The sequence below is a fragment of the Geodermatophilus saharensis genome (assembly GCF_900188205.1).
Classification (GTDB): domain Bacteria; phylum Actinomycetota; class Actinomycetes; order Mycobacteriales; family Geodermatophilaceae; genus Geodermatophilus; species Geodermatophilus saharensis.
In genome coordinates, this window is record NZ_FZOH01000010.1 from 160,638 (window position 1) to 184,654 (window position 24,017).

Annotated in this window: 20 protein-coding genes; 11 read left to right on the top strand and 9 right to left on the bottom strand. The window is 74.0% G+C overall.

Annotated features, from left to right (window positions below; translation table 11 throughout):
- Positions 1-206: 206 nt before the first annotated feature.
- Both CHC04_RS20920 and CHC04_RS20925 read right to left on the bottom strand, forming a co-directional pair.
- Positions 207-1,277, bottom strand: coding sequence for a glycosyltransferase family 2 protein (locus tag CHC04_RS20920; protein WP_089405879.1), 1,071 nt, complete (start codon positions 1,275-1,277; stop codon positions 207-209).
- Entirely contained in the window at positions 1,274-2,365 is a 1,092-nt protein-coding gene (locus CHC04_RS20925) for a glycosyltransferase family 4 protein (RefSeq protein ID WP_176450127.1), read from the bottom strand. Before CHC04_RS20925 ends, CHC04_RS20920 begins: the two co-directional genes overlap by 4 nt.
- Positions 2,366-2,576: 211 nt before the next feature.
- Here CHC04_RS20925 and CHC04_RS20930 point away from each other — a divergent pair, with 211 nt between their 5' ends.
- The 5 genes from CHC04_RS20930 (at position 2,577) to CHC04_RS20950 (ending at position 8,473) form a co-directional block, all read left to right on the top strand.
- Complete coding sequence (locus CHC04_RS20930) at positions 2,577-3,770, top strand: glycosyltransferase (protein WP_141233873.1); 1,194 nt, start codon at positions 2,577-2,579, stop codon at positions 3,768-3,770.
- Positions 3,771-3,847: 77 nt separating this feature from the next.
- Complete coding sequence (locus CHC04_RS20935) at positions 3,848-4,588, top strand: hypothetical protein (RefSeq protein ID WP_089405882.1); 741 nt, start codon at positions 3,848-3,850, stop codon at positions 4,586-4,588.
- 113 nt (positions 4,589-4,701) lie between these two features.
- Positions 4,702-6,132: a bifunctional cytidylyltransferase/SDR family oxidoreductase gene (locus CHC04_RS20940; protein ID WP_089405883.1), complete on the top strand. Its 1,431-nt coding sequence runs from the start codon at positions 4,702-4,704 to the stop codon at positions 6,130-6,132.
- Positions 6,129-7,202 carry a glycosyltransferase family 4 protein gene (locus CHC04_RS20945; protein WP_089405884.1) on the top strand — a complete coding sequence of 358 codons (1,074 nt, stop codon included), beginning with the start codon at positions 6,129-6,131 and terminating at the stop codon, positions 7,200-7,202. Before CHC04_RS20940 ends, CHC04_RS20945 begins: the two co-directional genes overlap by 4 nt.
- The gene (locus CHC04_RS20950) at positions 7,199-8,473 is read left to right on the top strand and encodes a hypothetical protein (RefSeq protein WP_089405885.1); all 1,275 of its coding nucleotides are present in this window, start codon (positions 7,199-7,201) and stop codon (positions 8,471-8,473) included. The genes CHC04_RS20945 and CHC04_RS20950 overlap by 4 nt, the downstream gene beginning before the upstream one ends.
- A 12-nt stretch (positions 8,474-8,485) precedes the next feature.
- On the opposite strand, the gene CHC04_RS20955 is transcribed toward CHC04_RS20950, so the two are convergent.
- The 4 genes from CHC04_RS20955 to CHC04_RS20970 form a co-directional block, all read right to left on the bottom strand.
- Positions 8,486-9,727: a glycosyltransferase family 4 protein gene (locus tag CHC04_RS20955; protein ID WP_089405886.1), complete on the bottom strand. Its 1,242-nt coding sequence runs from the start codon at positions 9,725-9,727 to the stop codon at positions 8,486-8,488.
- A gap of 100 nt (positions 9,728-9,827) precedes the next feature.
- Entirely contained in the window at positions 9,828-11,450 is a 1,623-nt protein-coding gene (locus tag CHC04_RS20960; protein ID WP_089405887.1) for a glycosyl hydrolase family 28-related protein, read from the bottom strand.
- Positions 11,447-12,691, bottom strand: a complete 1,245-nt coding sequence (locus CHC04_RS20965; RefSeq protein WP_176450128.1) for a CDP-glycerol glycerophosphotransferase family protein — start codon at positions 12,689-12,691, stop codon at positions 11,447-11,449. Before CHC04_RS20965 ends, CHC04_RS20960 begins: the two co-directional genes overlap by 4 nt.
- Before the next feature lie 124 nt (positions 12,692-12,815).
- Positions 12,816-14,321 (bottom strand): hypothetical protein, encoded by a 1,506-nt coding sequence (locus tag CHC04_RS20970; RefSeq protein ID WP_176450129.1) that lies wholly within the window; start codon positions 14,319-14,321, stop codon positions 12,816-12,818.
- A 214-nt stretch (positions 14,322-14,535) separates the two neighbouring features.
- On the opposite strand from CHC04_RS20970, the gene CHC04_RS20975 reads away from it, so the two are divergent.
- From CHC04_RS20975 to CHC04_RS20985, 3 genes are all read left to right on the top strand, one after another.
- The gene (locus CHC04_RS20975) at positions 14,536-15,918 is read left to right on the top strand and encodes a tyrosine-protein kinase domain-containing protein (protein WP_176450130.1); all 1,383 of its coding nucleotides are present in this window, start codon (positions 14,536-14,538) and stop codon (positions 15,916-15,918) included.
- 60 nt (positions 15,919-15,978) lie between these two features.
- Positions 15,979-16,656, top strand: coding sequence for an arsenate reductase/protein-tyrosine-phosphatase family protein (locus CHC04_RS20980; RefSeq protein ID WP_217897490.1), 678 nt, complete (start codon positions 15,979-15,981; stop codon positions 16,654-16,656).
- A gap of 87 nt (positions 16,657-16,743) precedes the next feature.
- Positions 16,744-17,835, top strand: coding sequence for a glycosyltransferase (locus tag CHC04_RS20985; protein ID WP_217897491.1), 1,092 nt, complete (start codon positions 16,744-16,746; stop codon positions 17,833-17,835).
- On the opposite strand, the gene CHC04_RS20990 is transcribed toward CHC04_RS20985, so the two are convergent.
- Entirely contained in the window at positions 17,822-18,931 is a 1,110-nt protein-coding gene (locus CHC04_RS20990) for a glycosyltransferase family 4 protein (protein ID WP_245817582.1), read from the bottom strand. The genes CHC04_RS20985 and CHC04_RS20990 overlap by 14 nt on opposite strands.
- Before the next feature lie 316 nt (positions 18,932-19,247).
- Between CHC04_RS20990 and CHC04_RS20995 the strand changes: the two genes are divergently transcribed.
- The 3 genes from CHC04_RS20995 (at position 19,248) to CHC04_RS21005 (ending at position 22,611) form a co-directional block, all read left to right on the top strand.
- Positions 19,248-20,753: a sugar transferase gene (locus CHC04_RS20995; RefSeq protein ID WP_089405891.1), complete on the top strand. Its 1,506-nt coding sequence runs from the start codon at positions 19,248-19,250 to the stop codon at positions 20,751-20,753.
- 170 nt (positions 20,754-20,923) lie between these two features.
- Positions 20,924-22,390: a sugar transferase gene (locus tag CHC04_RS21000; protein WP_089405892.1), complete on the top strand. Its 1,467-nt coding sequence runs from the start codon at positions 20,924-20,926 to the stop codon at positions 22,388-22,390.
- Positions 22,387-22,611 (top strand): hypothetical protein, encoded by a 225-nt coding sequence (locus CHC04_RS21005; protein ID WP_089405893.1) that lies wholly within the window; start codon positions 22,387-22,389, stop codon positions 22,609-22,611. Before CHC04_RS21000 ends, CHC04_RS21005 begins: the two co-directional genes overlap by 4 nt.
- 15 nt (positions 22,612-22,626) lie before the next feature.
- On the opposite strand, the gene CHC04_RS25385 is transcribed toward CHC04_RS21005, so the two are convergent.
- Both CHC04_RS25385 and CHC04_RS21010 read right to left on the bottom strand, forming a co-directional pair.
- Complete coding sequence (locus CHC04_RS25385; RefSeq protein WP_281252261.1) at positions 22,627-22,758, bottom strand: hypothetical protein; 132 nt, start codon at positions 22,756-22,758, stop codon at positions 22,627-22,629.
- A gap of 76 nt (positions 22,759-22,834) precedes the next feature.
- The gene (locus CHC04_RS21010) at positions 22,835-23,935 is read right to left on the bottom strand and encodes an LCP family protein (RefSeq protein ID WP_089405948.1); all 1,101 of its coding nucleotides are present in this window, start codon (positions 23,933-23,935) and stop codon (positions 22,835-22,837) included.
- Positions 23,936-24,017 lie beyond the last annotated feature (82 nt).

Consider the following 24,017-nt stretch of genomic DNA (forward strand, 5'->3'; position numbering starts at 1 on the left):
GGCTGGTCCCGCGGCGGACGCCCCACGGGCCGGGTCGGGCGAGGACACCGTCACGCCGGCAGGGGCTGACGCAGCGGTGTCCGTCCTGCTCACGGGGGGCAGGGTCGCAGCCCTGACGGCACGGGGCAAACGAGGACGGTCGGCCGGTGTGTCCGCGTCGGCCCTGGGGCGCGGGCCCGCTCCGGCCGCACCGCTGCCGCCGGGGGTCATCGACCGGCCGGGTTCCCGCCCACCCGGTGACGCAGGGACTGCGGCACCAGCAGCTCCGGCGCGACCACCGCTGCCCGTGCACGGTCGAGGAGTCCCGCCGTCCGCCGCCCCAGCGAGCGCCGGAAGCTCCCGCGCCGGAGGAGCAGCCGGCCCTCCTCCGCACGGCCGAGGGCGGCAGCCTCGACCCGGGCGGCTCGCCAGCACGACGACGCGATCCCGGAGTACCCCGCGCGCTCGTAGGTCTCCGCCGCCCAGGAGTACGCGTCCAGGTGACGCCGTCGCAGGTCGGGTACGCCGACGCCGTGCGCGACGAGCAGCGCCTCGTCGATGCGCTCGAGGTCCTCGGCGGGGTCGGGAGCGCCGGTGGCGCGCACGGACGCCGCCCACAGCGCCGCGGCCGACGCCGTCGCCTGTGCCCGCAGGGCGACGAAGCCGGACTGCGCACCGTGGACGCGGTAGTCGATGAGCGGCTCGGGGAGGTTGTCGACCTCGGAGTGCTCCGCGATGCGCAGCCAGAGGTCGAGGTCCTCCGCCGGCTCCAGCTGGGGCCGGTAGCCGCCGGCGGTGTCGTATGCCGACCGGCGCATCACGACGCTGGGGTGGAAGAAGACGTTGCCGTGGCGGAGCTCCCGGGCCACGGCCGGCCCGGACGGTGCGACCTCGACGCGGAAGACCCGTCCCGCGTCGTCGACGTAGCGCGCCCCCGTCCCGAGGAGGCCGAGGGCGGGGCGGGCACGGAAGGCCTCGAGCTGACGACGCAGCCGGTCCGGTGCCGCGCGGTCGTCGGCGTCGAGGCGGGCCAGGTACGGGGCCGCGGCCAGGTCCACCCCCTCCCTCAGGGCTCTGGCGACACCCCCCGGCTCGTTGCGGCGGTGGGCGCGGACGCGGGGATCGCGTTCCTGCCAGGCGTGCAGGATGCCCGGCGTCGCGTCCGACGAGCCGTCGTCGACGACGACCAGCTCGAGCTCTCGCAGGGTCTGGGACAGCACGCTGGCGATCGCCTCGTCCAGGTACCGGGCGCCGTCCCGGACCGGCATGACCACCGACACGAGTGGTTCCGCGGTCACGGCCGCCGGCTCCGGAGGCCGCCACGGTGCGGCCGGGTCACCGCGGTCTCGTACAGCTCCAGCATCGAGGTGGCCATCAGCCGCACGTCGTGGCGTTCTTCGACGAGAGCGCGGCCCCGTGCCCCCAGGGAGGTCCGGGCAGCCGGGTCGTCGAGCAGGTGCCGGAGGGCCTCGGCAAGCGCGTGTGGCTGCTCGGGGGGCACGACGAGGACGGCCTCACCGAGGGCGCTGCGCACCTGACCGACGTCGGTGGCGATGCAGGGGATCCCCAGCGCCATCGCCTCCAGGAGGGCGAAGGGGAGGCCCTCCCGGCGTGAGGACAGGCAGAACACGCCGAGCTCCTGCAGGAAGGCGGCCGTGTCGACGACGTCGCCGACGAAGGACACGGGGAGGCCCCGTGCGCGGGACTCCAGCTCGGCGCGTTCCGGTCCCTCCCCTCCGATCCGGAGGTGGACCGGCGGATCCCGGTGGTCGACGAGCGCGAAGGCGTCCACGAGGACGTCGAAGGCCTTCTCCTTGACCAGGCGGCCGAGGCTGCCGACACGGATCCCGTCGCCTCCGGCGTCGGGGCGCCCCGGCGGCACGTCCGGCACCGGCACCCCGTTGAGGGCGACCCGGACCCGGGCCGGAGGGACGCGGAGGCTGTCCACCAGGATGTCGCGGGTCTGGTCCGAGACGGCGACCACCGTGTGCACGCCCCGGTACAGCAGCGGCAGCAGCCGTACCTGCGTCCGGCTCCGCACCGGTTCGGGGGAGTGCACGGTGGCGAGGGGGACGGCTCCGCTCAGCCGGGCGGCGAGGAGGCCGTAGCGGTTGTTCACGGGGGTGGACTGGTTGACGTGGACGACGTCGGGCTCGGTCGCCCGCACCGCCGCCACCAGCCGGGCCAGGCCCCGGAGATCGGCCTTGCGGCCGACCCCGTCGACCGTGTGCAGCTCCGTCCCGGCCGGCAGGGCGTCGAGGAGACGCTGGGGCACCGGCCGCGGGGTGACCACCACGGGCCGCACCCGGCCGACGAGCTCCCGCACGAGGCGCGCGACGTAGGTCTCGGCCCCGCCCCAGACGGTCGAGTCCAGCACGTAGGTCACGCGCACGACGGCCGTCCGGTCCTGAGCGGTGCCGCGACCACGGTGGGGGCTCCGGTCATCGGGGCAGGCTCGCAGCCCCGGGGTCGACCGGCAACCAGACCGGGGGCGACGACGGTGCGGCGTCCCCCGGTCGACGGACCGGGAGCCGCGGACGGCAGCCGGACCCGGTCCGGGGCTGCCCGGAGCGGCCGGGCAGGAGAAGGTGGCCCCCGTGGAGGTCGTCAGCATCTCGACGCACGCGCCCTACGACGGGATCCCGCACGCGGGCGGTGAGTTCTACGGCCGGCACGCCCAGCTGCTCTCGGAGTCCCACGGGCTGACCGTCGTCTGCCCGTGGACACCGGCGAACGAGGCAGCGCTGCAGCGGCCGGCGCGGGGTTCCTACCGTCGGGTCGTCGTCACCCCGCCGTCACGCCGGCGCCGTCAGGACAGGCGGACCCTGGCCACCAGAGCGCTGCCCTTCCTGACGCGCGGTCCGTTCCTGCGCGCCCTCCTCGGGGACCCGGACCTGAGGGCGCTGCTGCAGCGGGCCGACCGCATCGAGCTGCAGTGGTTCGACATGGTCGTGCTGGCACCCCGCCTGCGCCGCGCCCTGCCGGGCACGCCGCTGACCGGGGTGTTCCACGACGTGGTCTCCCAGGGGCACCTGCGGATGCTCACCAGTTCCGGGGCGCCGGTCAGCCGTCGGCTGCTGGCCCTGGTCCGGCTGGTCCTGTCCGTGCCGCTGGAGTGGCGGGCGGTGCGGGCCCTGCGCACCGCGGTGGTCCTGAGCGACAAGGACCGGGTGCTGCTGGAGCGGCGAGGAGCCGGGGACCGCGTGGTGGTCCTGCCACCGGCGCTGGACGAGCCGGACATGCCCGCGTCCCCACGGGAGAGGCCGCCGGCCATCCCGGAGGTGCTGTTCGTCGGGGCCATGTGGCGCCCCGAGAACACCGACGCAGCGTCCTGGTTGCTCCGGGAGGTGTGGCCCCGGGTGAGGGACCGGGTTCCCGGAGCGAGGCTCACCATCGCGGGGGCGAACCCCACGGCCGCGCTACGCCGGCAGGCGGAGGCGGTCGCGGGGGTCGAGCTCACGGGGCAGGTCGAGTCGCTGGCGCCCTGCTACCGGAGAGCGTCCGTCGCGGTCTCCCCGATGCGGCTGGGTGCGGGTGTCAAGCTCAAGGGCGTGGTCGCCATGCTCTGGGGCGTCCCGGTGGTGGCGACGACCGTGGGAGCGGAGGGCATCGAGGGTCAGGACGTGTTCGTGGCCGTCGAGGACGACGCCGCGGCGTTCGCCTCCGCGGTCGCCCGTGTCCTGACCGATCCGGGGCCGGCGCTCGAGGTCGCCGCCCGGGCGCACGCCTGGTCGCACGCCCGATACTCGTCACAGGGACACCGGCGGGTGCTGCAGGCGCTCTATCCCTAGGGACCCGCGGGCCCTCACGAGGGAGCGTGCACGGGCCGGCGCGCGTCGGGTTACGGTCCGCACGTGGTGGTCCGGGCGTGAAGATCCTCCTGACGGCGACGGTGACCCCCCAGGTCACGTGGGACCTGCACATCCGGGACCCAGGGGCCAGGCGCGGGCAGTACGTCGAGGCGTTGCGCCGGTGGGTGCCGGTGGCCGCCGCGCACGGGGCCACGCTCGTCCTGGTGGAGAACAGCGGTGAGGACCTGACCCGCCTCACCCGTGATGCGGTCGGCACCGTCCCCGGGCACCTGTGCCTGGTCGACGCACCCGCACCCGACCCGGCAGACGTCGAACGCGGCAAGGGCGCGACCGAGGCCGCGATGATGGACCTCTTCTGCGACCGTTTCTTCGACGGGCCCGAGGAGGCCTGGTACAAGGTCACGGGTCGGCTGTTCGTCAAGAACTTCGGCCGGTGCGTCCCCGACTCCCTCCCGCCCGACTCCGTGGTCGCCCGGGTAGGCATGAACCTGCGGCAGATGGACACCCGCTTCTTCGGCGCGACCGCGGGCCTGTGGCACGACCACTTCCGGGACGCCGGGCGGCACGTGGACGACCGCGCCGAGGTCTTCATCGAGAAGGTGCTCATGCGGCGGGTGCTCACGGCGCTCGGCGAGGGCGCTCAGCTCCTCCGCTTCCGTGCGCAGCCTGCGTGGTACGGCCGTTCCGGCACGCACGCCGACCGGGTCTACGACAGCCTCCCGAACCGGGTGAAGCGGCTGGCCACGAACCAGGTGGAGAACGTCCTCCGGGGCCCGCTGCACGGGAAACAGTACTGATCGGGGCCGTTCGCTCACGCCTCGTGGTCCTCGGGCTGGGGGAACCCCCTCCTTCGGGTCTGCGTCGACTCGCTGGTCCGCGGAACCCGACCCGACCTGCTTAGGGTGGCCCCGTGGCGTCACTGAGGACCGTCGCCGTGGTGCTCGCGGGGGGTACCGGCACGCGGGTGGGCTTGTCGACGCCCAAGCAGCTGCTGCAGGTGGCGGGCAAGCCGATCATCGAACACACCATCGCCGCTCTCGACGCCGCCCCGCAGGTCGACGAGATCGTCGTGATGATGGCGCCGGGCCACCTCGACCCGGTGCGGGACCTGCTGCGGAACGGCACGTACGCGAAGGTGACCCGCCTGCTCGAAGGCGGGAGGACCCGCAACGCGACGACCAGGCGCGCCATCGAGGCGCTCGGGGACGAGGAGTGCAACGTCCTCCTGCACGACGCCGTCCGCCCGCTGGTCAGCCAGCGGATCATCGCCGACTGCGTCGCCGCGCTGGTCGACCACGAGGCCGTCGACACGGCCATCCCGTCGGCCGACACGGTGATCCAGGTCGACGCGGCGACGGGGAGCCGGCTCGAGAACGTCCTCCCGCGGCCGCTGTTGCGACGGGGGCAAACCCCGCAGGGGTTCCGCCTGTCGGTCATCCGTCGGGCGTACCAGCTGGCGGCGCAGGACCCGGACTTCGAGGCCACCGACGACTGCACGGTCGTGTTGCGCTACCTGCCCGACGTCCCCATCGTCGTCGTCCGTGGCGAGGACCGGAACATGAAGGTGACCGAGCCGATCGACGTGTACCTCGCCGACCGGCTGTTCCAGGTCCAGAGCCACGAGGCGCCGGCGCGCCGTTCGCCGGAGCAGCTCGAGGCGGTGCTCTCCGGCCGGACCGTCGTCGTCTTCGGCGGCTCCTACGGGATCGGGCGCGACGTCGCCGAGCTCGCCCGCGGGTACGGGGCCACCGTCCTGGTGTTCAGCCGTTCCACCACCCGCACCCACGTGGAGCGGAGGGAGGACGTCATCGCGGCCTGTGAGCGGGCGGTCGCCGAGACCGGCCGGATCGACCACGTGGTCAACGCAGCCGGCGTCCTGCCCCGGGGGGACCTCGTGGACGCCACCGACGACGTCGTCCAGGCCGCGACGGAGATCAACTACCTCGGTCCCGTCTACATCGCCCAGACCTTCCACCCGCACCTCCGGAAGACCCGGGGGTCCCTGCTGTCCTTCACGTCGAGCTCCCACACCCGGGGACGGGGCGGGTACAGCCTCTACTCCTCCGCCAAGGCGGCGGTGGTGAACCTGACCCAGGCGCTCGCGGACGAGTGGGCGGCCGACGGCATCCGCGTGAACTGCGTCAACCCGGAGCGGACGGCGACGCCGATGCGCCTCAACGCCTTTGGGGAGGAGCGCGAGGGGACGTTGATGGCGCCCCGCGCGGTCGCGGAGATCGCCGTGGACGTCCTGGCGTCGACCTGGACGGGGGCCGTCGTCGACGCCCGTCGGGAGGACGCCCTGAGCGAGGCCGTCCGGTGGGCCCCGGTAGGTGGGGCATGAGGATCCTGCACGTCGTCAACAACGTCACCCGGGCCGGCAACGGCATCTCCAACGTCGCCGTGGACCTGGCCGTCGAGCAGAGCCGACAGGGCCACGACGTGGCCGTCGCCTCGGCCGGCGGATCGGAGGACAGCACCTTCGTCGGCCTGCTCACCGACGAAGGGGTCCGCCACCACGTCGTCGACTTCCGCATCCGGACGCCGGGACGGGTCGTCCGTGCCCACCGGGACCTCGTCCGGGTGCTCGACGAGGTGGGCCCCGACGTGGTGCACGTGCACACGTTGACCCCCACGGTGCTGGCCTACCTGGGCACGCGGCGCCGCCGGATCCCCGTGGTCGCCACCGTGCACAACGAGTACCAGCGCGGTGTCCGGCTGATGGGACTGGCGGACGCGGTCGTCGGGGTCAGCAACGCGGTCTCCGAGTCGATGGCCCGGCGGGGCATCCCCCGTCGGAGGATCCACACGGTGCTCAACGGGACCGTCGGCTCGCCCCGCCGACCGACGCTGCGGCCCGACCAGGTCCTGAGCCTGCCCCCGAAGTCCGTCGTCACCGTCGGGGCCGTGTCCCACCGGAAGGGCGCCGACGTGCTGGTCGAGGCGTTCGGCTCGGTGGTCCAGCGCCACCCCGAGGCGCACCTCTTCCTCGTGGGCCACGTCGACTGGGCCGAGCTCCCCGACCGCCTCCGGGGGCAGCCGTGGGCCGACCGCGTGCACTTCGTCGGGTTCGACCCCCAGCCCCAGCGGTACCTCCCCGGGGCGACCGTCTTCGTGCTCGCCTCGCGCCGCGACCCGATGCCCCTCGTGCTGCTCGAGGCCCTGGAGGTGGGGCTCCCCATCGTCGCCAGCGACGTCGACGGCATCCCGGAGGCGCTCCTCGGCGGGACGGTGGGACACCTGGCCCGTGTCGGTGACGTGGACGACTTCGCCGCGAAGATCTCGCAGCTGCTCGACTCGGAGGACGAGCGGCAACGCCTGTCCCTGGCGGCGAGGGCCCGGGGAGCCGCGCTGACGGTGTCCGCCATGACCACGGGGTACCTCGGGATCTACCGGGCCCTCGCGGCTCGATGAGCCTCGCGCGGTCGCTCGACCGCCTACCGGCTCCCCTCGCCAGGCTCCGCCGCCCGATCGGGCGGATCGCCGCCTTCGGGGTGCTGCCGGCGGTCTCCCTGCTGTCGAACCTCGTCGTGCTGCCGGTCCTCAGCGCCCGGTTCGGTGAGGCGGGCTGGTCCAGCGTGCTCCTCGGCCAGTCGATCGGGGCGGCCGCCTCCGTCGTGTGCGCCCTGACCTGGCCGATGGAGGGGCCACACCTCGTGTCGAGGACGGCGCCGGGTCGTCGTGCCGGCCTGTACGCGAGCAGCGTGCGACAGCGTGCCGTGGCGGTCCTCGTGGTCGGTCCGGTCGTCGTCGCGCTGTGCCTCGTCGCCCGCCCCGCCATGCCGTTGGTCTGCGTCCTGAGCGCGGTCGCGATCCAGCTCAACGCGCTGTCCCCGGCCTGGTACTTCGTCGGGGTGAGCCGCCCCAGCAGCTCGCTGGTCGCCGAGGGTGCGCCGCGGCTGGTGGTCAACATCGCGGCGATCGCCCTCGTGGTCTGGCTGCCGCTCTGGACCTATCCGGCCGCCCTCGTCGTGGGCATGCTCGCGACCCTCGTCATCGCGTCCGCGCTGGTCCGCCGGCCCGTTGACGCCGAGGTCGAGTCGGAGACGGGCGGTGTCCCCGGTCCGCCGCGCGAGAGGAGCCGGGTCCCGCTGCTGGCTGTCGTGGCACGAGGTGCCGACGCCGGGTACTCCTATCTCACAGGCCCGCTGGTCGCGCTCGTCATGCCTTCGGCCTATCCCCTCTACGCAGCGGTGGACCGGCTGAGCCAGTCGCTGGTGAACGTCATGGGCACCGTGACGCAGGGGCTGACGGCGTGGATCAGTGAAGGGCGGTCGTCGCAGCGGCGGGTCAGCGGCGCCGTCGTCCTGACCTTGGCCTTCGCCGGCGTCTGTCTGGCCGTCCTCAGCTTCACGGCGCCCCTGCTCCTCCGGTTCCTCTTCGCCGGAACGGTCGACGTCGGCCCGCTGGTGGCCTTCCTGGCCGCCGCCGTCACGTGCGGGGCCTTCACGGTGCGCGCGCTCGGCACCGTCCTCCTCGTACCGAGGGGGAAGGCAGCGGTGGCCTATCGCGTCCTCCTCGTCGGCGCGGTGGCCGGCCTGCCGGCCATCGGCCTCGCCGCCGTGACGGCCGGGAGCGTGGGGGCCCTCGTGGCCGCTGCAGCCGTTGCCTGGCTGCTAGTCGCCATCCAACTCACCGCCGGCCTCCGAGGGGCCGAGGCGCGGCCGCCTGAGGTCTCCGCCTGACTGTCGGACGTCTCAGGCGACCACGGGTCCCGCCCCCGATCCCCTCAGTCGCCGCACGAGGCTCGCGAACACCGTCTCGGCGTAGCCGGCCCACGACCGCATGCGGCTGCCAGTCAGTGACCGGACCTCGTCGGAGATCCGTCGGCGCTCGTCCACGTCGAGGACCGACAACGACGACAGGACCCTGCGCAGTTCGACGACGTCTCCCGGCGCGACGATCACGTGCCCTGCGGGCAGCAGCTCCCCGGCCCCGTTGGCGCTGGTCGTCACCACGCGCAGCCCGCTCGCCGCCGCCTCCGCGACCACGAGGGAGCAGGCGTCGTCGACCGTGGGTAGGACCATCGCGTCGTGGCGGTTGTATGCGCGGGCGAGGTCGGCCGGGGACAGGGCCCCCAGCAGGTCGACGTTGCCGGGAAGATCGCGGACCACCCCACGGTCGAAGACCTGACCGACCAGGCTGAGCTGCACGTCCAGGCCGCGAACCGCTTCGATCAGCAGCGGGATGCCCTTGCGCAGCGAGATCTGGCCCACGCAGATGAGCCGGGGGCGGGTGGACGGGCTGCGTTCGACGGCTCCGGGGTCGACTCTGAAGCGGTCGAGGTCGACGCCGTACGGGACCAACTCGATCTTGGCCGGATCGACGCCGTGCTCGACCATCCCGGTCCGGACCACCTCGGAGGGGACCAGGACGACGTCGGCCAGTTCCAGTTCCGCCTCGATCCGTCGGCTGAGGACCTCCGGGTAGGTCTCGGCCCACGCCCGTCTGCCGTACGCCTGGCGCAGCGCTGCGTTCCGGGCACGGGGATGGGTGTCGATGGCGTGGAACACCCGTACGGGTCCCGGGTGCCTGGCGAAGGTCCGGAGCGACGACCCGGGCATGCCGATCACGACATCCGTCCCGTCGGTCCGGAGGACCCGGCCGACGCGGCGGTCGAACTGGGCCTTCCACGCGTACTGCCCCAGCAGCGGCGTCACGGGTGTCCGCACACGGGCACCGGCGATCCTGATCAGCTCGGTGACGCGGCTGATCTCGACGTCCTCGGGGAGGTGGGAGGCGGCCACCTTGGCGCCCTTGCGTTCGGCGAAGCGGGTCGCGGCATCCCACCCCAGGACCGCTCCCACCCGGCGCCCCGCAGTGCTCGCCAGGTCCCAGGCGGGGACCAGCCGTTGGGTCAGCAGTCCGTGAGAGGACGCGTGACGGGAGAGCGCCCAGATGGCGTTCTCGTTGAAGGCGCAGGAGATGACGACCCTCATCGGGGCTGTCCCCTCTCGTGTCGGCGGTGCATCCCGGTCGTGGGTTGACGAGCGGACGGAGGGCCGTCGGCCTCCCGATCGGCTCCTGACGGCGATCGACTCACGCGGTGGTCCCGTCGATGATCAGGCCCTGGGCGGCGAGGACGGAGAGCAGCGAGGTCAGTGCACTGGCATCGCTCCGCCGCCCCGTCACCGTCCCGACGGCGGGTTCACCGCCGCCTCGCGGTCGGGTGTCGGGAGCCTCGACCCCGGGGTTCCCGACCAGGAGCGACCCCGCCGGCACCGCGTTGAGCGCCTGGCCGGACTGGCCGACCACGCGACAGCCGCTGACCAGGAGGCCCTGCGGAGGGGCGCCGGTGTCGCAGTGGATCCCCTCGACGCCGCCTCGGGCGGTGCAGGCCACCAGGCTCGTGTCCGGTGCGTCGGACAGGAAGAACCCGTACGCACCGTGGTCGACAGACGTGCAGGCGACGAGCCGGACACCGGTCGACCCACCGCGGACGTCGAAACCGTGGACCGGCGCCCCGGATGCCGAACAGCCGACGAGCACGGTGTCCCTGCACCCCAGCAGGCTCCAGGCGGGGTTGCCGTTGTCGGGTCTCGGACCGGTGGCATGACAGTCGGTGAAGACGAGGTCCTGCGCGTCCTCCACGAGGAAGCTCCGGTCCGACGCACCGACGACGCGGATCCCCCGGAAGCTCGAGTCCCGGACGGCGCGCACGGTCCAGGCGGTCCCCGCGGTGCCCGTCGCGTCGACGACCACGTTGTCCACGGTGACCCGGCGGATCAGTGCCCTGCCGCTCTGGTCCTCGACGAGGACCGGGTTGCCGAACGACCCCTCCTCGGGTGCGCGACCGGCGATGTTCGTCAGCACGACCCCGTCGATGCCCTCGGTCTCGGTGTCGAGGACCGACACCCGGATCATGTGCGCGCTGCGGGAGGACAGCACGCAGTTGCTGACCGTGATGTCGCGGATCGGGCGGTCCTGCTCGTACTCCTGCACCAGCGAGAGTGCGTCGTCGCCGCTGGCGATGGTGCAGTTGACGACGGTGACGCGGCTGGAGGCCGCGATGTGCAGTCCGTCCTCGCCGATCTCCTGTCCGCCCGTGATCCGCACGTCGCTGACGTGCACGTCGTCGCACCGCTCCAGGACGAGCACCCAGTCGACGAAGGAGGAGTCGCCCTTGCGCAGGTGCACACCGCTCACGTGGACGCGCTCGGCGTTCCGGAAGCCGAGCAGCCGTCCGGTGGCGTCGGTGCCCCCCTCGATGACCCCGCCGAGGATCGTGATGTCGGAGTTCCCGCGTTCCAGGTCGGCGTTGCGCACCGTGGTGCCGCCCGCCCCACCGCCGGTGTTCGCGTGGCGACGGAGCACGGCCGTCCCGAGGTCGAGGGAGGTCCCGCTGGGCAGGAGGAGCTGGGACACGAGGTAGGTCCCGGCGGGGAAGCGGACCACACGGCCGGCCGCCCCGTCGACCGCGGCCTGGAGCGCCGCCGTGTCGTCGGTCACCCCGTCGCCGGTGGCCCCGTGGTCACGGACGTCGACCGGGCCGGCCGGCTCGGCCGGCCCGGCCGTCTCCCGTCGTCCCAGGCCGACTGCTCCGGCGGTGACGAGGCCGGCCGCACCGACCCCACCGCCGAGCAGGAGCAGGTCCCGTCGGTGCCACCGCTCCCGGCCAGCCGGGGCGGACTCCTCCGGTGTCCGCGGGGGCTCGGCCGTCATGGAGCCCCACGCTCCCGGTCCTGCCGCTCGGCGGCGACGTCGGACGTCTCGGTTCCGGCCGCGGGCGGGGAGGAGCCGAACAGCGGACGACGACCCCGCCTCCGCTGGTAGGCGTCGAGCCAGTCCAGGAGGCGTGTCGCCGAGTCCCCGAGGGGCGCCACGCCGAGCCGTTCCCGCTCGGCCGCGTGGCGCAGGGTCGGGTCGGAGGGGTCCCGGGCCACGCGCTCGAGCCACGCGTTGACGTCCTCGACGTCCCGGAGGACCGGGCCGGGGAGGATCGAGATCAGGTCGGGCACGTTGAACCCCCGGTTCTCGCGCAGCTCGTCGACGTCCGGGAGGACGAAGGCGATCGGCCGGTCCAGGGCCACGTAGTCGACCCAGGCGCTCGAGGTGTCGCTCAGCAGGGCCGTGCTGCTGCCCAGCAGCTCGTACAGGGCGACGCCGGCCCGGCGGAGGTCGGCGTCGGTGAGGACCCCGACCCCGAGCGAGGAGTAGTCGTCACGGTCCATGGGGTGCGGCTTGACGACCACCTGCACACCAGGTGTCCCCATCGCCTGACGCGTCGTCCGCAACTCGGCGCGGGCACTCAGCGGTGCCCCGTCCTGCGAGTGCCGGCCCTCGTGGTTGCTGCCGATGCGGAAGGTGGGGAGCCACAGCACCAGCGCGGCGGCCGGGTCGAGGCCGAGCCGCGCCCGCTGCTCGTCCGTGACCGGCCGTTGGAGCGCCACGCTGCGCGGGTTGCCCGTCCAGGCCACGTCCTGCTCGGACACACCGAACGTCTCCGCCTTGTACCGCTGCCACATGCGGGCGCCGGTCACCACCACCGTGGACCGGATGTCCTCCGCGTCACCGGTCGCCTTGGGCCCGTCGCCGTGCCACAGGTTCACGACCAGTCGGTTGCCCGGCGGCTCCACGGCCGTGAAGAGACCGTGGGTGTAGAAGGTCAGCTCGGCGCCCAGGGCCAGCCAGACCGCGGTCAGGCCGGACTTCTCGACGACGCGGACGCGGTTCCACCCGCGCTCCCGGACGACCTGGCGGGCCACCTCGGGATCGTCGTCGACCAGCCAGTGGACGTCGTGCGGATAGCGCTCGTTCAGCCGGGGCAGGAGCTCGACGACGTTCCCCTCGAGGAGCGGCCACCCGTGGACGACCGCGTGCCGGCGGGGAGGGACCAGGCGGAGGGCGAGCCAGAAGACCGGCCGGGAGCCCCTGTCCGCCAGGCGGCGCAGCCGGGTGGTCACCGAGGAGCGTGCCCGGCCCCGGGGCCGTCGAGATCGTCGTAGCCGCGCCGTCACTCGGTCTGCACCCCCGTGCCCCTCCGGTCCTGCCGACGGCAGCCCCCATCGGCACCGTCCCGACCGATGGTCACCGATCCGGCCCACCGCCGCCGGTCACGGGGGCGTCTCCGGGCGCCACGGATCGTCGTGCCAGGAGGAGGCCGACCGCGATCAGCCCGAGGTTGGTCAGGTACACCGGTGCGTTCGCCCCGATGGGTCCGCGGATGATGCTCAGGCAGGCGAGGCACGCGTACGGCGCGGCGAGCGCCCAGCGGGTGCGTGCACCCCTCGTCCAGTCCAGGTCGCAGCGGCGGCCGGCGGTGGCGAGCAGCGCCAGGGCGACGACCATGCCGATGGTCCCGAAGTCGACGAAGAGCTCGCTGTGGACGGGCAGCGAGAGGTTGGTGAACTCGTAGCCCCGGTTCTCCGCGACGTCGATGGAGGCGGGCCGTTCCTTGTCGGCCCAGATCGAGCGGGGGACGACGTAGAACACGCCCGACAGGGCGTAGGTGCCCCACGAGTGCCCGCGCTCGTCGACGTACTGCAGGGCGTTGATCGCCTGCTGGAACCCGTCGAAGTCGATCCCGGCCAGGAACTCCAGGCCCTCCGGGCCGGCGGTGTTCGTCGTCGTGCCGCGGAAGGCGTTCGCCGCCGGGTAGGCCACCAGCGTGGCCATCAGCAGGGCGACGGCCATCCACCGGGCTGCCGGGCCCGACCGCGGACGCAGGACCAGGAGGACCAGCGAGCCGAGCGCCGCGGCGCTGAGCGCCCGCGTGTTGACGAGGGGGTTGGCGAACAGCACCACGAGCGCCAGCCCCGCCGCCAGGAGGACGGCGTCGACCGCGTCGACGTCTCCCCAGCCGGACCGCCGGACCTGGGCCAGCACCCTGATCAGGGTCAGGTAGGCGGCCGCCGTGGCGAGCGCGCCCGGGAGGATGCCGACCAGCGCGACGGCGAGGCCCCCGGACTGCGCGAGCGAGATGCCGGCGGAGCCGAGCGCCTCACCGCGGGCGGACCGGCTGCTGAAGAGTCCGCCCACCCCGCCCGCCGCGGCGACCGCTCCGGGGGTGAGCACCAGACAGGCCAGGACGTAGCCGGCGCAGACCCAGCGCGGCGGTTCGTCCACCTCGGCGTGTCCGGCCGGGACGGGACGGTCCCTGCCCGGCCGGAAGAAGGCCACGTACAGCGTCGTGGTGGCCAGCACGAGGAGCACGAGCGCCTCGGTGGTGTACGGACCGACGAGGACGGCGTCGTCGCCCCAGGCCGCGTCCCCGGTGGCGAGCTGGTAGGCGGGAGCGATCCCCAGCCAGGCGAAGGTGAAGACGAAGGTCACCAGCGCCACCGGGCGCAGGCCGGGGTGGGTGCTCCGGGCGATGCCGGCGCCGGCGACGGCCACCTGCAGTGCGGACAGGACGGCGTGGGCCGGTGACGTCCGCAGCGACCAGGGCAGGACCAGGACCACTGCCACGGCGGCACCCAGCAGAGCCGACGGGGTCAGCAGGCCGCCGGCGTCACCGCTGTCGGTGACGCCCTCGGCCGGCGCTGTCGTGTCGTCCCCGCGCACGGCCAGGCGACGACCGGATCCCCCGTTCACGCGCCCATCCTCACCGCTGTCAGCGGGCGGCGCCCACGCGCCCGGCGCGCGAGTGCCACCATGGGGGCGGGTCCTCCGGGCACCGCTGCCGAGGTCGTCCTCCCTTGTGGGTAGGCCTTCCCGCGTCAGCGGTCCTCACGCTCGACGTCACCTAGGGTCACGGCAGGCCGCCCGGGAGGACGGCCTGAGCATGTCGCCGGAGAGACAGGACCCCATGAACCTGCGAGAGGTGCTGGACGCCGTACGCGCCACGTGGTGGCTGCTCCCCCTCGGAGCCGTCGCCGGGGCCGTGCTGGCACTGGTCCTCGCGCTGGTGCAGACGCCGCTGTACACGTCGTCGACCCAGCTCTTCGTGTCGACCACCGCGGCCTCCTCCACCCTGGACGCGGTCCAGGGCCGTGAGTTCTCCGAGGCCCGCGTGCAGTCCTACGCCCGGCTCCTCACCGGCAGGGACCTGGCCGGCCGGATCGTCGAACGGCTCGACGTCGACACGACCGAGGGTGAGGTGCAGGACAGCATCACGGCCGCGGCGGTCCCCGGCACGGTCCTGATCGACGTGAGCGTCACCGACCCGCGCCCCGAGCGGGCGCAGGCCGTCGCCGAGGCGGTCGGGCAGGAGTTCCCGGGGCTGGTCTCGGACATCGAGGCGCCGGTCGCCGGTGGTGAGCCGCTGGTCCGGGTCACCGTGACCGACGCACCCCAGCTGCCCACCGCGCCCAGTTCACCGGACAGGTTCCGGTACACGGCGCTCGGGATCGTGCTGGGCCTGGTCCTCGGAGTGCTGGCCGCCGTCGCACGCCGGCGCATGGACCGGACCGTCAAGGTCCCCGACCAGGCCGCGGAGCTGGTCGGGGCACCGGTGATCGGGACCGTCCTGAAGGACGCCTCGCTGGAGACGAGGCACGTCGCGGACAGCTTCTCCCCCGGGCGTGCCGCGGAGGACTACCGGCTGCTCCGCACCAACCTGCAGTTCCTGCAGGTGGACGAGCCGCCGAAGGTCATCATGATCACCAGCCCGGCGCCGGGCGAGGGGAAGACCACCGCGGCGGTCAACCTCGGTCTGGCCCTCGCCGACAGCGGGCGCCGGGTCACGGTGATCGAGGCCGACCTCCGACGTCCCAAGGTGACGCGGTACCTGGGCCTGGTGAGCGGCGTCGGCCTCACCAACGTCCTGGCGGGCACCGCCGACGTCGAGGACGTCGTCCAGCAGTACGGGGACAGCGGGCTGTCGGTCATCGGAGCCGGGCCCCTCCCCCCGAACCCCGGCGAGCTGCTGGCGTCCACCCAGATGGCCGCACTGCTCGAGAAGCTGAGGGGCGACAACGACTTCGTCCTGATCGACACCCCGCCGGTCCTGCCGGTGGCGGACTCCGTCGGGCTGGCCGTGCTGGTCGACGGGGTCCTGGTCTCGGTGCGGTACGGCAGGACGCTGAAGGAGCACGCCCGGCAGGTCGGGGTGACGCTGGAGCGGGTCGGCGCGACGGTCCTCGGTCTGATCCTGAACATCGTGCCGCCCAAGGCCGAGCTCGTGGCGACCCACGGCTACGGGCTCGAGTACGGGTACGACGGCGCTCGGCCGGCTCGGCACAAGGCCTGACGTGGGCTCGTCGTCCGGACACGTGCCGACGGGACCGGTGACCCCTCGGGTGCCGGCGCCGTGAGGTCCGACGGGAGCCCCACCGACACCTCGCCGGGGCGCCCCTTCGGCATCCTGGTGGTCTGCACGGGGAACATCTGCCGGTCGCCGCTCGCGGAGCGGCTCGGCCGTGCCTTCCTCGACGAGACGGCGGGTGCCGAGGCCGCGGACCTCGGGATCGGCAGTGCGGGTACGCGGGCGGTGGTCGGGTCGGGGATGCACCCCCACAGCGCCGAGGTGCTGCGCGGCCTCGGCGGTGACCCCGCCGACTTCCGTGCTCGACAGGTGACGCGCGAGCTGCTGGTCGCCGCCGACCTGACCCTGACCCTGACCCGCGCACACCGGCAGGAGGTCCTGGCCCTGGACCCCCGCGGACTGTCCCGGACCTTCACGCTCCTCGAGGCCCGGGACCTGCTCGGGTCCGTCACCGACGACCTCCCCCCGTCAGGACCGGACGCGGGAGAGGCTCAGCGGTCGCTGGTCCGCCGGTTGCACGCGGCCCGTTCCCGCCGCCGCGGCGGGCCCGCCGACGACGTGCGGGATCCCGTCGACGGGCCGCTCGAGGTGCACCAGGAGGTGGGTGACCTCATCTCCGAGGCCCTGCTGCCCCTCCTGACCCGCTTCCTCCGGGCGGCCGGGGTCGCAGGCCCCGACGGGGCCGGTGACCACCTGACCGTCGTGGGGGACGCAGGCCGGTGACCGGCGTCGCGCCGCAGGTGAGCGGCCGCCGGTGTCGACCGGCATCATGTCCGGGTGCCGGACAGCCGTGGAGACACTGACCCGCGCGTGACGCTCGTGCACGAGCGCTTCACCGAGTACGCCGGCTCGGAGATGGTGGTCGAGCAACTGGCCCGTGAGTGGCCCGGCGCCCCGATCCTCGCCCCGGTCGCCCGGCCGGGCGTGCTGCCGGCGGACATCGAGCCCCGCGTCCGCGGCACCCGCCTCAGCCGCCTGCTCCGCGGCACCACCTACGCGCACCTCCTCCCCGCGCTCCCGGTCGCGATGCGCCGGCTGCCCGTACCGCCGTCCGACGTCGTCATCGCCTCCCACCACGCCTTCGCCACCCAGGTCGTCCACGCCACGACGGCGCCGGTGGTCGCCTACGTGCACAGCCCGGCCCGCTGGGTGTGGGACCCGGCGATGCGGGCCAACGAGGCCGGTGGCCGGCTCGGCGCCGCGGGGCTGGCCGCGTTCTCCGCCGCCTACCGGCCGGTCGATCTGCGCGCCGCTGCCCGCGTGCACACGCTCGTGGCCAACTCACGCGCCGTCGCGGGCCGGATCCGGGACTGGTGGGGCCGCGACTCCGTCGTCGTCCACCCGCCGGTGGACACCGAGTACTACCGCCCCGACCCCGACGTGCCCCGCGAGGACTTCTTCCTCCTCGCCGGCCGCCTCGTCCCCTACAAGCGGCCCGACCTGGCCGTCTGGGCCGCCAGGCAGGCCGGTGTCCGGCTGGTCGTCGCCGGCGACGGCCGTGCGCGGGCGGAGGTCGAGGCACTGGCCGGCCCGGACACCACCTTCGTCGGCCGGGTCGACGACGACGGCCTGCGCGACCTGTTCCGGCGCTGCCGCGCCCTGCTCATGCCGGGGGTCGAGGACTTCGGCATCGTCCCGGTCGAGGCCCAGGCCTGCGGTGCGCCGGTGGTGGCCGTCGACGCCGGGGGAGCGCAGGACTCGGTCGTCCCCGGGGTCACCGGCGAGCTCGTGCCGCTGGTCCCGGCCGCCGACGAGGTGGACGTCTGGGCGCAGGCGCTGGCCTCCTTCGACCCGTCCGCCCACGAGCCCGGCAGCACCCGCCGGCACGCCGAGTCGTTCTCGCGCGCCCACTTCCGCCGTGCGATGGCCGACGTCGTCGCGAAGGTCCTCAGCTCCCGCTGACCGGTCGCCGGCCGACGACCGCGGCCACCGTCTCCTCCGCGACGTCGTCCCACGTCCGGCGACGGCGGTCCCGTGGCTGCGGTCGCGGTCGGTCGAGGTGCCGCAGCACCGTTTCCGCCCAGCCCCGCACGTCGTCGGCGGGCAGGTGCTCGGCGTCGTCCCCGCTCACCTCGACCAGCGCCGGGTCCAGCGACGTCACCAGCGGCGCTCCCAGGTCGAGCGCCTCGACGGCGGGCAGCCCGAAGCCCTCGGCGAGGCTGGGGGCCAGGACGACCGCGCAGTGCTCGTAGCACCAGCGCAGCGTGCCGTCGTCGACGCCGGTCAGCTGGACGACGGCACCGTCGGCGAGGAGCCTCGCGTGGTCGGGGCCGTAGGCCTCGGTGCCCCAGGCCGGCGGGCCCACCAGAGCCAGGACGGCGTCGGGCCGCTCGCGCACCACCTCGGCCCAGGCCGAGACGGCGGCGGCGACGTTCTTGCGCCGGGAGGCGTCGCCGACGACGAGCGCGAACGGCCGGCCGGCCAGCGCGTCGACGGGCACCGGGGTGCTGGCGAGCAGCTGCGGACTCGTGGTCAACGGGGCGACGGCGGCGCGGGGCGCCAGCCGCGGGTCCCACCGCAGCAGCCGCTCGCGGGTGGCCGCGCTGACGCAGACGAGGGTGTCCGCCTGCCGCAGGGACGCCGCGTAGGGCCGGCCGAGCAGGGTCCGCTTGGGCAGGGGGAAGTCGTCGGGCCGGTCGAACAGCAGCAGGTCGTGCACGGTCAGTGCCGTCCGCGCTCTCGCCCCGCGGGGCAGCAGGTGCTTGGTGCCCTGCACCACGTCGAAGCGCGCGCCCAAGCGCCGCGCCAGCGCGAAGCGCTCGTAGGCCGGGACCAGGGCCTCCGGCACGGCGGGGAGCGTCACGATCCGTTCCGGAGCACCGGCGATCCCGGCCAGCGCCCCTGCCGCGTCAGGGGCGGCGAGCAGGTGCAGCTCGACGTCGTCGCGCCGGGCCAGGGCGCGGGCCAGCTCCACGGTGTAGCGGACGATGCCCCCGCCGCGCAGGGACGGCGGGACGTGGCCGGCCATCAGCAGCCAGCGGACCGGGGCACTGCTCACCCCGACAGCCTCACACACCGGCGGTGCGACGTCGTCCGCCCGGCGGTCCCCGAGCCGCCCACCGGGTGCTGGTGCGGTGAGGGCAGGGTTCGAGGCGTGGAGTGAGCGGATAAATGCGCGCAGTAAGCAGTTCGGTCCCTCGGGCGCAGGACGGTGATCGCTCGCCGGTCACGTGTCACACAATTGAGTCGGACGACTTTCGTTTCCTGCCGTCCGGGGGTTACCGTCGTCCGGCCGGTTGAACACAACAGTTCCCGGCGCAACGGGGAATCTCACCACCGAGGTGCCTGCTCGGTGTCTGCACGGGGGTGCTGCCATGTCCCTGCTCGAGGTCGGTGACGGACGCGTCCGGCACGATCCCACTCCGGTCGGCCGACGGTGGCTCTGGCTGGCCCCTGGCCTGCGCGGCGAGGGCACGGCCGTCCGCCGGGCGTGGCGCGCCTCCTACGTCCGCCGCCTCGTGGTCCTCGACGCGCTCGCGGCGTTCGTGGCCGCTGCGGTGGGCTCGCTCGTCCCCGAGGGCGGCCCGCTCGTCGGGCTGTCGGCGAGCGCGGCCGTCGTCCTCGCGCTGCCGGTCGTCTGGCTCGGCGCGATGCTCGCCGCCCGCGCCTACGAGCAGCGCTACCTCTGGGTCGGCCCGGAGGAGTTCCGCCGGGTCTTCTCCGCCGCCGCGCTCCTGCTCGCCACGGTCGGCACCGTCTCCTGGGCCTTCAAGCTCGAGGTCGCGCGCAGCTTCGTCGTCGTCGCCCTGCCGCTGGCGACCCTCCTGACGCTGGCCACCCGCCTGGTGCTGCGCCTGCGGCTGTACTCCGGGCGTGCCCACGGCCGGCACGTGCAGACGACGGTCCTCGTCGGTCACCGCAGCGGCGTCGCCGCCCTCAGCGCGCAGCTGGAGCGCGAGGCCCGCCACGGCTACCGCGTCATCGGCTGCTGCCTGCCGCTGTCGGCCGGCGACCGCGACGTCTTCGACGGCCTGCCCGTCCTCGGCAGCCTCGACGAGGTCGCCGACGTCGTCCGCCGGTTCGAGGTCGACACCGTGGCCGTGCTGCCCTCGCCGGAGCTCGAGGGGGCGCGGCTGCGCAAGCTCGGCTGGGACCTCGAGGACACCGAGGCCGAGCTGCTCCTCGCCCCCGCGGTCACCGAGGTCGCCGGTCCCCGCGTCCACGTCCGTCCCGTCGCCGGGCTGCCGCTGGTGCACGTCGAGCGCCCGGAGTTCACCGGCGCGCGCCGCATCGTGAAGGACGTCGTCGACCGCACGGCGGCCGGCCTGGGCATCCTGCTGCTCTCGCCGCTGCTCGTCGCGCTCGCCCTGCTGGTCAAGGTCACCAGCTCCGGTCCGGTGTTCTTCCGCCACGAGCGGATCGGCCGGGACGGCCGGCCGTTCCAGGTGCTGAAGTTCCGCAGCATGGTCGTCGACGCCGACAAGGCCGAGACGGACCTGCACGGCCGCAGCGAGGGCAACGCCGTCCAGTTCAAGATGCGCCGCGACCCGCGGGTCACCCGGATCGGCGCCGTCATGCGCCGGTACTCCCTCGACGAGCTGCCCCAGCTGTTCAACGTCCTGGGCGGCAGCATGAGCCTCGTGGGCCCGCGCCCGCACGTCACCCGCGAGGTCGAGCAGTACGGCTTCGACATGCGCCGCCGCCTGCTGGTCAAGCCGGGCATCACCGGCCTGTGGCAGGTCAGCGGCCGCTCGGACCTGTCGTGGGACGACGCGGTCCGGCTCGACGTGCACTACGTCGAGAACTGGTCGCTGACCTTCGACGCGATGATCCTGTGGAAGACCGCCGGTGCCGTCCTCCGCGGCTCCGGGGCGTACTGATCCGCACACCGAGTGCCACTCCCGACAATGACGCGGCGTGACCATTCCACTGCACATTCGTGCGTCATTCCCGTCCGAGTGAGGAATGGCCGGGACAAATGGCGACGGCACCGTCCCGATGACACGATCGCCTGACGTGCCGAGACGCCGGCGCGGGTGATGGAGGAGTGATGGTCGACGCCACGGGGGGCGACGTCGCATCCGGGCGGATCGTGCGCAGGCCGTCCGCCGTCCGGGTGCGGATCGCGCCGGGGGACGCTGCGCACATCCGGCCCGTCGGGATCGTGCGCCGCCAGCCCTGGTGGCTGCGGCGCGGTGTCGGCCCCTACCTGGTGCTCACCGACGTCCTGGCCTTCGCCGTCGCCACGGTGATCACGACGCCGGGCTCGCCGATCGCGCACGGTCTCGCGCTCGGGTTCCTGCTCCTCGTCTTCTGGCGCGCCGGCCTGTACCGCTCACGCCTGACCCTCTCGCTGCTCGACGACCTGCCCTACGTCCTGGCCGCGGTCGCCGTCGCCTGGGCGCTGAAGGTCTCGCTGTTCTCCGTGCTGCCGGGGGTCGACGGGCCGGGGCGGCAGGTGGTGCACCTGCTGGTGGTGCTGGCGGCCGTCCTGCTGTTCCGGCTGGTGGCCTACCGCGTCGTGCACCTGGCCCGCTGCCGCGGTCTGGTACGCCACCGCACCCTGATCGTGGGCGCCGGCCCAGTGGGCGTCCGCGTCGCCACCACGCTGCTCGAGCGGCGCAACTACGGCCTGGACCCGATCGGCTTCCTCGACACCGAGTGGCCGGCCGGATCGGCACCCCTGCTCCCAGTCCCGCTGCTTGGCCGCTACCACCGGCTCGGGCAGGCGATCCAGCAGCTCGGGGTGCGCGACGTCGTCGTGGCCTACGGCGGCGTCGACGAGGACGAGCTCGTCGACATCCTGCGCACCTGCGACCGCCTCGACGTCGAGGTCTTCGTCGTCCCCCGGCTCTTCGAGCTGCACCACACCAACCGTTACACCGACGAGATCTGGGGCATCCCGCTGATCCGGCGGCGGCGCTCGGTCTACCGGAGCCCCTGGTGGCGGGCCAAGCGGCTGGTGGACGTCGCCGTCTCGGCGCTGTCGCTGCTGCTGCTCGTGCCGGTCCTGGCCGCCTGCGCGCTCGCCGTCCGGCTCGAGGGCGGCCCGGGGATCATCTTCCGCCAGGAGCGGGTGGGCCTGGACGGCCGCCCGTTCCAGGTGCTGAAGTTCCGCTCGCTCAAGCCGGTCGACGAGACGGAGTCGCAGACGCAGTGGAACATCAAGCACGACGACCGGCTCGGCCCGGTCGGGCGCTTCCTGCGGGCGACCTCCCTCGACGAGCTGCCCCAGCTGTGGAACATCCTCCGCGGGGACATGAGCCTGGTCGGTCCGCGTCCCGAACGGCCGCACTTCGTCGAGCAGTTCTCCGCGCACATCCCCCGCTACACCGCGCGGCACCGGGTGCCGGCCGGCCTGACCGGCTGGGCGCAGTCGCACGGCCTGCGCGGTGACACCTCCATCGAGGACCGCGCCCGCTTCGACAACTACTACATCGAGAACTGGTCACCGTGGCTCGACATGAAGATCGTCCTGAAGACCGTGGGACAGGTGCTGCGACGGCAGGGCGGGTGACCGGCGATGCCGCCCTGCGTTGGCTGTTCGCCCTCGTGGCGATCGCCGTCCTCAGCGCCTTCGCGCTGCTGCTCGTGACGGGGCAGTACTACAACGAGGGCCCCGTGCTCGTCCGGGTCGCCGAGGACCGCGGGCTGCACCAGGGCGACGTGTTCGTCCTGACCGGCTGGGCGGCCGGCGTGCTCTCCCTGCTGGGGCTCCTGACGGTGCGGCGGCGCTGACCGGCGGGCGGGGCCTCAGGCGGCCGCGCGGTGCACCAGCGTCCGGGCCGGAGCGATCCCGCACGCGGCCGCGGCCGCCAGCAGCCAGCCGTGCTCGGCGACGAAGACGTGCAGCGCCAGCCAGGTCGAGCCGAGGAGGAACGTCACGGCCGCATCCTGGGCGACCGGCGACGCCGGGCCGGCGGACCGGTGAGGTGTCCGTGACGGGTGGGGGAGGACGGCCTCAGCGGGGCACGTCGGGGAGGGCCTGACTGCCGAACTCGTCGGCGTTCTGCGACAGCGAGTCGTTGCGCAGGTAGGACCACATCCGCTCGCCGGTGACCTCGTCGAGGTAGACGACGCTCGCCGAGCCCTCGGTGCCGGTGCCCAGCACCGGCGCGGTGAAGGAGTCGACGTCCTCGGGGCGCAGGTCGCGCAGCGAGTACGCCAGGCCCAGCAGGTCGGCGTCGCCGAGGGTGTCGTCGACGGCGACGGCGCTGGTGACCGCGAGCAGCGCGGCGTCGAGCCGGCCGGGGTCGCTGAGCGCGCCGGAGGTGAACAGCTGGCCGAAGACCGCCTCGAGGTACTGCTGCTGGCGCCGGACGCGGTCGAAGTCGCCGCCCTGCAGGCCGTAACGCTGCCCCAGGTACCAGCGTGCCTGGTCGCCGTCGAGGTGGTTGACGCCGGCCTCGAAGGTGTACGGGCCCCACGTGGTGGTCTCGGCGACGACGACGTCGACCCCGCCGAGGGCGTCGGTGACCTCGACGATGCCCTCGAAGTCGATCGCGACGTAGTGGTCGATGCGGACCCCGGTCACCTGCTCGACGGTCGCGATCAGCAGCGACGGGCCGCCGTAGGCGTAGGCGGCGTTGATCTTGTCCTGGCCGTGGCCGGGGATCTCGACCCACGAGTCGCGCGGGATGGACACCAGCTGCGCGTGCCGCCGGTCGCCGGAGAACCGCGCGATCATGATCGCGTCCGAGCGGCCGCCTTCGGCGATGCCCTCGTCCGCGGTGCCGCGGCTGTCGGTGCCCACGAGCAGGAAGGTGACCGGTGCCTCGCCGGCGGCCTCGGCGGGCGTGGCGGGCGCCGGCCGGGCCTCCTCGTCGAGGTCGGCGAACACGTCGGTGACGCGGTCGATGTTCCCGGCGTAGCGGTCGGTGAGGTACCACAGGCCCCCACCGACCACCGCCACCCCGACGACGAGCAGCACGGCCAGCGCGGTGAGGAACCGGCGCAGGCCCCGGCGCCGGCCCGAGCGGGCGCGGTCCCGGTCGGCCGGTGTCCCCGCCGGGGCGTCCGCGTCGGCCGGTGGGCCCTCGAGCCCGACGTCGTGCCTGGTCATGGCGACCCCGTCCACCCGCGTCGTCGTCCCAGGATGTCCAGGTGACGCGCCCGCCCGCCACCGACCTCATCCCTGGGGGTGA